This window comes from Aeromicrobium sp. PE09-221 (assembly GCF_002174305.1).
Taxonomy (GTDB): domain Bacteria; phylum Actinomycetota; class Actinomycetes; order Propionibacteriales; family Nocardioidaceae; genus Aeromicrobium.
On the sequence record NZ_MIJB01000005.1, the window covers coordinates 138692 to 148504 of the forward strand.

9 protein-coding genes are annotated in these 9813 nt (G+C 68.0%); 7 read left to right on the plus strand and 2 right to left on the minus strand.

Features of this window, described 5'->3' with window-relative positions:
* Window positions 1–40: 40 nt before the first annotated feature.
* From BHE97_RS03300 to BHE97_RS03310, 3 genes are all read left to right on the plus strand, one after another.
* Window positions 41–475, plus strand: a complete 435-nt coding sequence (locus tag BHE97_RS03300; protein WP_087622588.1) for an HNH endonuclease — start codon at window positions 41–43, stop codon at window positions 473–475.
* A 108-nt stretch (window positions 476–583) separates the two neighbouring features.
* Window positions 584–1405, plus strand: a complete 822-nt coding sequence (locus BHE97_RS20335; protein ID WP_087622589.1) for a siderophore-interacting protein — start codon at window positions 584–586, stop codon at window positions 1403–1405.
* Window positions 1406–1448: 43 nt separating this feature from the next.
* Complete coding sequence (locus BHE97_RS03310; RefSeq protein WP_201791291.1) at window positions 1449–2351, plus strand: DUF368 domain-containing protein; 903 nt, start codon at window positions 1449–1451, stop codon at window positions 2349–2351.
* A 98-nt stretch (window positions 2352–2449) separates the two neighbouring features.
* Here the strand turns inward: BHE97_RS03310 and BHE97_RS03315 are convergent, their stop codons facing one another.
* The gene (locus BHE97_RS03315; protein WP_087622591.1) at window positions 2450–3331 is read right to left on the minus strand and encodes a siderophore-interacting protein; all 882 of its coding nucleotides are present in this window, start codon (window positions 3329–3331) and stop codon (window positions 2450–2452) included.
* 88 nt (window positions 3332–3419) lie between these two features.
* On the opposite strand from BHE97_RS03315, the gene BHE97_RS03320 reads away from it, so the two are divergent.
* Together BHE97_RS03320 and BHE97_RS03325 are read left to right on the plus strand one after the other, a co-directional pair.
* Window positions 3420–4541 (plus strand): peptidoglycan bridge formation glycyltransferase FemA/FemB family protein, encoded by a 1122-nt coding sequence (locus tag BHE97_RS03320; RefSeq protein WP_236757504.1) that lies wholly within the window; start codon window positions 3420–3422, stop codon window positions 4539–4541.
* Window positions 4542–4554: 13 nt separating this feature from the next.
* Window positions 4555–5586, plus strand: a complete 1032-nt coding sequence (locus BHE97_RS03325; RefSeq protein WP_087622592.1) for an alanine racemase — start codon at window positions 4555–4557, stop codon at window positions 5584–5586.
* A 96-nt stretch (window positions 5587–5682) separates the two neighbouring features.
* Here the strand turns inward: BHE97_RS03325 and BHE97_RS03330 are convergent, their stop codons facing one another.
* Window positions 5683–7842 carry a transglycosylase domain-containing protein gene (locus BHE97_RS03330; protein ID WP_087622593.1) on the minus strand — a complete coding sequence of 720 codons (2160 nt, stop codon included), beginning with the start codon at window positions 7840–7842 and terminating at the stop codon, window positions 5683–5685.
* A gap of 164 nt (window positions 7843–8006) precedes the next feature.
* Between BHE97_RS03330 and BHE97_RS03335 the strand changes: the two genes are divergently transcribed.
* Together BHE97_RS03335 and BHE97_RS03340 are read left to right on the plus strand one after the other, a co-directional pair.
* A complete protein-coding gene (locus BHE97_RS03335) occupies window positions 8007–8609 on the plus strand; it encodes a PadR family transcriptional regulator (RefSeq protein WP_236757505.1) in 603 nt (200 codons plus the stop codon).
* Window positions 8610–8615: 6 nt separating this feature from the next.
* Complete coding sequence (locus BHE97_RS03340) at window positions 8616–9707, plus strand: inositol-3-phosphate synthase (RefSeq protein ID WP_087622594.1); 1092 nt, start codon at window positions 8616–8618, stop codon at window positions 9705–9707.
* Window positions 9708–9813 lie beyond the last annotated feature (106 nt).

A 9813-nucleotide genomic window follows, 5' to 3' on the forward strand; every position in this document is an offset into this window, starting at 1 on the left:
GCACCGAGCGGTTACGATGCGTAGCGGAAAGGGTACGCAGATGGGCGATGTGCTGGTACTCAACGCGAGTTACGAGCCGCTGCAACGCGTCTCCCTGCGGCACGCCATCAAGATGCTCGTCCGCGAGGTCGCCGTCATCGAGGAGGCCGATGGCACGAGCTTCGGCCCGTTCCCCCGCCCCACCGTGCTGCGTCTCGTACGCTATGTGGTCACCGCGTGGATGCACCGTCCCGGACGACTCTGCACCAAGAGCGCGATCAAGGCCCGCGACCGGCAGCGGTGCGGCTACTGCGGCGGTCGTGCCGAGACCGTCGATCACATCCTGCCCCGGTCGCGCGGCGGCACGCTGTCATGGGAGAACGCCGTCGCGGCATGTCTGCGCTGCAACCATCGCAAGGCCGATCGGACCCCCGAAGAGGCCGGGATGATGCTGCTGATCGTGCCCGCCGAGCCGCGCCGTGCCCTGCCCGGTTGACGCCGGGCGTCGAGCGAGATCCCTCCACTGACGAGGGTCGCAGCGAGACGCTAGTCACACTCAAGAAGGGAAGGCTTACCTTAGTATATGAGCAACTGAGGAGGTCCTATGGCAGTTCGCGCGAGTGCGATGGTCAAGCCGGCGCGACGAACGCTGTTGCACCTGCAGGTGCTGCGCTCGACCCAACTGAGCCCGCACTTCCGCCGGGTCACCGTGGGCGGCGGCGATATCGACGGGTTCACCCCGATGGGCTTCGACCAGTGGTTCCGATTGTTCCTCCCCACGGGCAACGCCGCCGCCCTCGATCGCATCCCCGCCAAGGCCCATGAGACCCTCGGATACCTGCGCTATCTGGCGATGAGCGATCGTCCGCTGATGCGCAACTACACTGTGCGCGGCCACCGCGCTCTGAGCACCCACGGACCTCAGATCGATATCGACTTCGTCGTGCATGGGCCCACCGATGATCCCACGCGGAGCGCCGCGGCCTGGGCCGCTCACTGCTCACCGGGAGACCGGCTGGCGATCATCGACGAGGGGATCGGGTTCAACCCCGAACGAGGCGTCGATGATGTCCTCCTCGTGGCCGACGAGACCGGACTCCCGGCGATGAGCGGCATCCTGGCCTCGCTCCCCGCCTCCGCCCGTGGGCTCGCCGTCTGCGAGGTGCCCGATGCCGAGGACCGACTCGAGGTGGAGTCCCCGCGAGGAGTGGAGGTGCGCTACCTCGTCCGCGCTCACGACACCCCCGTCGGCCAGCAGGCCCTTTCCGCGGTGGACGGCGGCGGCGTCCCCGGGCACGCGTGGGTCGCGGGCGAGCAGGGTCTCGTGTCCGGCGCCCGGCGGGCTCTGGTGGGCCGCGGACTTTCCACCGGGCAGATCAGCTTCTGCAGTTACTGGAAGCTGCCCCGCCACCAGCGGGTCGGCTGACGCACCCGCACACGGCTGGGACGCGGCCGTAGGCTGGTGCCCCGTGCGTCCCACTCGAACCCTGCTCGACATCGTCCGCGGCGGATTCATCGGCATCGTCGAGATCGTGCCCGGTGTCAGCGGCGGCACCGTCGCGCTGATCATCGGGCTCTATGAGACCCTCATCGACTCCGCTGGCCACCTCGCCCGCGGACTCCTGCGCCTCGTGGCTGATCCGCTACGCGGCCGGGGAACCGCCCGGGCGCGGCACGATCTCGGCGCCGTTCAGTGGGGGGTGGTGCTGCCGGTGGTCATCGGCATGGCGGTCGCCGTGATCACCGCCGCTCGCCTGCTGGCCCCGGTCATCGAGGACCACCCGGTCGAGGCGCGGGCCTTCTTCGCCGGTCTCATCCTGATCTCGATCGCCGTGCCCGCGCGCATGGTGGGTGGACGCTGGCGTGTCCGGGAAGTGGGGCTGGCGGTGCTCGGCGCGGTGACTGCCTTCCTCGTCACCGGCATCCCACCCGCCACCATCGAGGATCCGCCGCTGTGGATCGTGGGACTCGCTGCGGCCATCGCGATCTGCGCCTTGGTGATGCCGGGTCTCTCTGGCTCGTTCATCCTGCTCGTGCTCGGTCTGTACGCGCCCACCCTCGAGGCGCTCAACGACCGGGACCTCGCCTATATCGCCGTATTCGGCCTCGGTGCCGTCTTCGGCCTCGGCGGATTCGTTCAAGTGCTGCGCTGGCTGCTGCGCGAGCACCGGCGCATCACCCTGGCCATCATGACCGGCCTGATGGCGGGCTCACTGCGGGCGCTCTGGCCCTGGCAGACCGATGAGTCAGCACTGCTCGCGCCGAGCGGATCGCTGGCGACACCGGTGGCCCTCTTCGCCGGCGGCGCCGCGCTGGTGCTGACGCTGCTGATCGCCGAGGCACTGGTGCACCGACGACGCGCCGCTGTCTGAACCGACTGACCGGCGCTCCGGCGGTGGGCCATACCGCACTGCCACCCGGGCCAAGAGAGAAAGGACGCTAACCTACCGCCTAGCGCAGGGGGCACGGCCTAGAGACCGGCGCGCTCGTAGATGTCCTCGAGGTCATCGAGATACCGGCCCTCGTCACCCGCGGCACGCTCATAGGCAGCCATCGCCTCGGCCGTGACCTCGTCAGCGACCGCGACATAACGCGCATTCCAGACCTCCGCATCGAACTTCCAGTATCCGCAGGTGTAGAAATCCGCCTGCGGCCAGCCGAGCTCACGGCGCAGGCGCTTGCGTACCGCCCGGCTAGCCGCCGCCTCGCCCGCGAGCCAGACATAGCGGTCGTCCTCGGGAAGCTCGCGATCGCAGACCGCCGAGACGAGCGCATCGCCGATCCGCGTCTCATCGGCCACCACCTGCCAGGTGACGTCGAGATCGGCCGCACTGGGCAGGGGGATCTCGTCCGCGGCATCTGTGAGCACCACATGGGCCTCGACGCGCACTCCCGGCTCCGCCCCACGAAGGATCCGGGCGAGCGCCGGGACTCCGGTGATATCGCAAACGAGCAGTTGCCAGCCCACGTCCGGGCGCGGTTTGTACAAGCCGTGCGGGTCGATCACGGCGACCTCGTCGCCGATCGCGCAGCTCCGCGCCCAGTCCGACCCGAGCCCGGTGTCGTGCAGGGCGATGTCGAGATCGATCTGCACATCGCCGTCGACGATGCGGTGATCGGAGATCGTGTAGACCCGCGGCTCCGGCGGGGTGACATCTTCGGGGAAGCTCCACCCCCGCCGCCCTCCCATGATCGGCATCACGAGCTCGTGCCCCGGCAGGGGGATGAAGACCCGGATGTACTCATCGGGGATATCGGTCGAGGTCCATCCGTCGAGACCACCGAGGGTGATGGTCACCAGATGCGGGGTGAGCTGCCGCCGACCCCGCACGACAGCGCGATAGGAGTTCACTTAGGGAAGCCTAAGCATGATGGTCCGAAGGATCAAGTGGGCGCCGCTCGCGGCCGCTGTCAGCCGCCGGGCCGGTAGCCTCGGTCGGGTGAAGTCCTCTCTCCAGGTGCGTGCGATCCCGACCCACGACCACCTCGCCTTCATCGCGAGCCGGCGGTCCGTCAGCTTCCTGCAGACTCCCGCATGGGCGACGGTCAAGGGCGAATGGCGCGGCGAGTCCCTCGGCTGGTTCTCCGGAGACGAACTGGTCGGCGCGGGCCTCGTCCTCTACCGCCAGGTGCCGAAACTGAAGCGCTACCTGGCCTATCTGCCCGAGGGCCCAGAGCTGGACTGGACCGGTGGCGATCTCGACGACGCGCTCGCGGCCGTCGCCGCCTATCTGAAGTCACAGGGCGCGTTCGGTATCCGCATGGGGCCGCCCGTGGTCACCCGGCGCTGGTCCGCGACCACCATCAAGGCCGCCCTCGCCGATCCCGTGCTCACCCATCTGGGCGATGTCCCGGCCGATGAGCAGGACACCGAGGCGCTCGCGATCGCCGACCGGTTGCGCTCACTCGGTTGGCGCGAGCTGTCGACCGACGGAGGATTCGCCGCCGGGCAGCCGAAGTACAACTTCCAGATCCCCCTCGCGGGACGCACCGAGGATGACCTCCTCGCCGCCATGAACCAGCAGTGGCGCCGCAATATCCGCAAGGCAGCCAAGGTGGGCGTGGAGGTGACCCGAGGCGGACGCGACGATCTCGCCGCCTTCCACGCCGTCTACGTCGAGACCGCCGAACGCGATCACTTCACCCCGCGGCCGCTCTCCTACTTCGAGACGATGTGGGACGCCCTCACCGAGGAGGACCCCGACCGCCTGAGTCTCTACCTCGCTCACCACGAGGGGGATCTCGTCGCCGCCACCACCCTCGTCCAGGTCGGCGAGCACGCCTGGTACTCCTATGGCGCGTCGACCTCGGCCAAGCGCGATGTGCGCGGCTCCAATGCGATCCAGTGGCAGATGATCCGCGATGCACTGGCTCGGGGCGCGACCGTCTACGACCTGCGCGGCATCACCGAGACCCTCGACGAGGACGACCCTCACGTCGGCCTGATCCGCTTCAAGGTCGGCACCGGCGGTGAGGCCACCGAATACCTCGGTGAATGGGATCTACCGTTGAATCGCGCGCTCTACGCCGGATTCACCGCCTACCTGCGCCGACGCGGCTGATCGGGAGGACACCATGGCATTCGATCTCCACCTCGACGAGAAGCGGTGGCGCGACCACCTGCACCGTACCGCCGGCGACACCCCCGGCATCGTCCCCGTCATCAAGGGCAACGGGTACGGACTCGGCCGCGACCTGCTCGCCGATGAGAGCGGCAAGCTCGGTGCCGACCTGATCGCGGTCGGCACCTATGCCGAGGTTCCCGGAGCCCTCGACCGGTTCGACGGGTCGGTCATGGTGCTCACCCCGTGGCGGCCGTTCACGACGGACGTCGTCTTCGATGATCGCGTCATCCACACGGCCGGCCGCGTCGAGGACATCGCCCTGCTGGCGAACACCCACGCCGGCGCGCGAGTGATCCTCGAGGGTGAGACCTCGATGTCACGGCACGGACTGGACCGGCACGAGCTCGCACCCGCGACCGAGGCGCTCGGGGAGCTGATCGTCGAGGGCTTCGCGATCCACCTCCCGATGGCGGGTGGCAATCTGCGGGAGGCCGAGCAGTGGGCCGCGGTGCTGGAGACCTCCCGGCTCGACACCGCCTCGCTCTTCGTCTCCCACCTCACCCCCGCCGAGCTGAGTCAGCTGCGCGAGCGCCGGCCTCAGCTCACGATCCGTCCGCGGATCGGCACCTCGCTGTGGCTCGGCGACCTGGGGTCCCTGGACGTCCGGGCGACCATCCTGGACCGGCACTTCGTCGAGCGCGGCGAGCGCATCGGCTACCGCCAGCGTCCCGTGCCGCGCGACGGCCACCTGCTGATCATCGCCGGTGGCACCAGCCACGGAGTCGGCCTGGAGGCGCCGCGTGCCGTCGCGAGCCCGGTCGACCGCGGCAAGTCCCTGGCCAAGGGGGGTCTGGCCGCCACCGGCCGCGCGCTCTCGCCCTTCACCATCGGTGGCAAGCAGCGCTGGTTCGCGGAGCCGCCGCACATGCAGGCGAGCATGGTGCTGCTACCGTCCGATGTCATGCCTCCCGAGATCGGGGACACCGTGCCGGCCGCCGTGCGCTACACGATCGCGACCTTCGACCAGATCATCCGCCGCTGACCGCGTACCGCCACGCGCCGGGGGGGTGAGCTGTGGGCACCCCGAACACCGCGGCGGGGGTGGTCGGGTGCCCACCCAGGGCAGGTGCCGACCGGATCAGTCGCGGTTCCAGCGCCCGATATCGTCCGGATCGATCACCGGGGGATCCGTGGGCGGCACCGTGGGGCCGGTCGGCTCGGGCGAGGGCTCCGGCTCGGGCGAGGGCTCCGGCTCGGGCTCCGGCTCCGGTGCCGGCTCGGGTTCCGGCTCGGGCTCGGGCGGCGGGGGCGGCGGGGGCGTGTACAGCTGACCCTGCGATGCCTGGATATTGCCGGGCTCGGGGAACGCACCGCAATCGCTCGGGTCGATCACCTGACGCTGGAAGGTCCCAAAGGTCTGCGCCGGGTAGGTGCCGCCGAAGAAGGGGTTGAGGTAGCCGCGCAGCTGTTCATTGCCGACACCGCGGCTGAAGGTCACGGCCGTCACCAGCTTGGGCGTCATGCCGATGAACCACGAGGACGACACACGCTCACCACCGCCGCTGGCATCCGTGGCCGTCGCGGTGCCGGTCTTGCCCGCAGTGGGGCACTGCGTCTGGGCGCTCGTGCCGGAACCGCGACGCACGACCGACTGGAGCGCCTGCACGGTGTCGCCCGCGACGCCCTCAGACATCGCCTGGGTGGTGGACACCTCGTGCTGATGCTGCGGTTCGCCCTGAGCATTGACGACGCTCTCGATGACATACCACTCGTCTCGCTGGCCGCCCGAGGCGAAGGTCGCATACGCATTGGCCATGTCGACCGGTCGCACACCCTCATAACCCAGTGAGACGCCGATCACCGGCTCTATCCGGTCGAGCGTCGCCTGCGGGATCCCCGACTGCTTGGCGGCATCGAGGATCCGCTGCGGGCCCTCCTCCATCTGATCGGTGAGATCCACGAAGGCCGTGTTGACGGAGTTCGCGGTGGCCTGGTCCAGCGAGACGCGACCATAGGACTGTCCGCCGCTGTCACCCTGGTTGACGATCGTGTCGTTGCCGATCTGCAGCGGCGAGTTGCCGTTGAGCAGCGTGCGCAGGCTGTATCCGTTCTCCAGGGCCGCGACGACCGCGAAGGCCTTGAAGGTCGAGCCCGGCTGCACGAGCTCGGTCGCCCAGTTCAGACTGGCGCGGTCTCCCTCGCCGAGATAGTCCGGTCCGCCGTACATCGCCCGCACCGCGCCGGTCCCCGGCTCGACCGAGACGAGGGACTCGTTGAGCTCGTCGAGGCCCTCGGGACGGACCTGGTTGACCGCCTCTACCGCGGCATTCTGCATCCCGGCGTCGAAGGTCGTGATGATGTCGAGGCCACCGCCGTTGATCTCATAGTCGGTGAACTGCAGATCGGCCATCTGCGTCTTGACGAGTTGCAGCAGGTGGCCGTTCGGGCCCTGGTAGTCGTTGCTCTCGCTCGGCTCCTGGAAGGCCGGGAGCTGATCGGCGAACTCGGCCGCCTCCTCGGCGGTGATGTCGCCGGCCTTGGCCATGCCGTCGATCACGTAGTTGTAGCGCGGAAGGATGCGCTCGGCCGCCCCCTCGGCGTACGGGTTGTAGTACGTCGGGCTGTTGACGACCGTCGCGAGATAGGCCGACTCGGGCACGGTGAGCTCGGATGCCGACTTGCCGAAGTAGTTGTTGGCGGCGACCTCCACGCCATAGGCGCCGTTGCCGAAGTAGATGGTGTTGAGATAGCCCTCGAGGATCTCCTGCTTGGAGAGCTGCCGGTCCACCTTGATCGACAGGATCGCCTCTTTGGCCTTGCGCGTGTACGTCTGCTCCTGGGTCAGATAGAGGATCTTGACGTACTGCTGGGTGATCGTGGAGCCACCGCCGGTGATCTCACCGCTGGAGGTGTTGTCGCGCAGGGCGCGGACGATGCCGCGCAGGTCGATGCCCCGGTTGTCCCAGAAGGTGCGGTCCTCGGCCGCCACGGCAGCCGCTCGCATCGGCTCGGCGATCTCGTCGTAGTCGACCATGATGCGGTCCTGCGTGGCGAAGGAACCGATCTTCGTCGTGCCGTCGGAGAAGTAGACATCCGTGGTCTGCGTCTGGAAGTCCGCATTGGGGTCGGGGATCTTGACGACCGCATAGGCCGTCGCGAAAGCCGCGGCACCGGCCAGGAATCCCAGGACGGCCAACAGCAGCAACCAGCGGATGACCTTGACCGGCCACGGGCCGTTGCCGCCGATCCGGCGGAACAGCCCGCGCTTCTGGGTGTCCTTCTTGCGATTCGTCGCCACGCACCTATCCCTTCGTACGGCAGCGGGGCACGCGCCACCAGCGTCCCAGTGTGCCGTGTCCCGCCCCAAGTTCCAAGAAACACCCCGAGGGGGAGGCTGACGGACCTCGCGACTCGATGTATCGTTTCGATATAACTAGTCGTCAGTGAAGAAGGAAGTCGATCGTGCCTCGTCGTGGAGTCGCCTTGGAGTTGGCCGTGCTCGGCCTGCTCGCCGACTCACCCATGCACGGGTACGAGCTGCGCAAGCACGTCAACGCGCTGCTGGGCTGGACGCGTCTGCTGTCCTACGGAACGCTCTACCCCTGCCTCAAGCAGTTGGGGCGTGCCGGGTACATCGTCGCCGACGAGGACGCCTCCAGTGGTCGGAGGACCAAGATCACCTATCGACTGACTGCCGACGGCAAGGAGCACCTGGCCGAGCTGTTGGAGGACACCGGACCGAGCGCGTGGGACGACGAGAACTTCGGGGTGCGGTTCGCCCTGTTCTCGCGCACCACCTCCTCGATCCGGGTTCGCATCCTCGAGGGGCGGCGCAGCCGCCTGGAGGAGCGGCTCGACACGGTCAAGAACGCCGCGCAGCGCGGTCGTGAACGCATGGACGCGTACACCGCCGAACTGCAGCGTCACGGCCTGGAGTCCGTGCAGCGCGAGATCACCTGGCTCACCGAGCTGATCGAGCGTGAGCGGGCCGCGGCCGACCAGACCAATGACGGCGATCCGTCTCCCGCGGGCCGCCAGGAAACCACCCGAAACAAGAAGAAGTGAGGACCCATGAGTTCGGTACGCGTAGCGATCGTGGGCGTGGGAAACTGCGCCACGTCCCTGATCCAGGGCGTCGAGTACTACAAGAACGCTGATCCGGCCGGAACCGTCCCCGGGCTCATGCACGTGCAGTTCGGCGATTACCACGTGCGGGATATCGAGTTCGTCGCCGCCTTCGATGTCGACGCCAAGAAGGTCGGCTTCGATCTCGCCGAGGCCACGCAGGCCAGCGAGAACAACACCATCAAGATCACCGATGTCCCCCCGACCGGTGTGACGGTGCAGCGCGGCCACACGCTCGACGGCCTGGGCAAGTATTACTCCGAGACGATCGAGGAGGCCGACGGCGATCCCGTGGATGTCGTGCAGGTCCTCAAGGAGACCGGTGCCGATGTGCTGGTGTCCTACCTGCCGGTGGGCTCGGAGGAGGCCGACAAGTTCTACGCGCAGTGCGCGATCGACGCGGGCGTCGCCTTCGTCAACGCCCTGCCGGTCTTCATCGCCTCCGATCCGGAGTGGGCCAAGAAGTTCGAGGATGCCGGTGTGCCGATCATCGGTGACGACATCAAGAGCCAGGTCGGTGCCACGATCACGCACCGCGTCATGGCCAAGCTCTTCGAGGACCGCGGCGTGGCGCTGGACCGCACCTACCAGCTGAACGTCGGCGGCAATATGGACTTCAAGAACATGCTCGAGCGTGAGCGACTGGAGTCCAAGAAGGTCTCCAAGACCCAGGCGGTGACCTCGAACCTGCACGGCTCGCTCGCCGGCAAGATCGACGACAAGAACGTGCACATCGGCCCGTCGGACTACGTCGCGTGGCTCGACGACCGCAAGTGGGCGTATGTGCGCCTCGAGGGACGCGCCTTCGGCGACGCGCCGATCAACCTGGAGTACAAGCTCGAGGTGTGGGACTCGCCGAACTCGGCCGGCATCATCATCGACGCGATCCGGGCCGCCAAGATCGCCAAGGATCGCGGCATCGGCGGCCCGCTGATCTCGGCCTCGTCGTACCTGATGAAGAGCCCGCCGGTGCAGCGCGAGGACACCGAGGGCCGTGCCAAGCTCGAAGCATTCATCGCTGGTACCGAAGAGCGCTGAGCGTTCGAAGCGAGGCGGACGGGTGATGATGCATTCGGGTTGCTATGGCAACCGTTACGCATCATCATCGGTGCGGCGTCCGCCGAAACTCGATGCATTCTGGTCG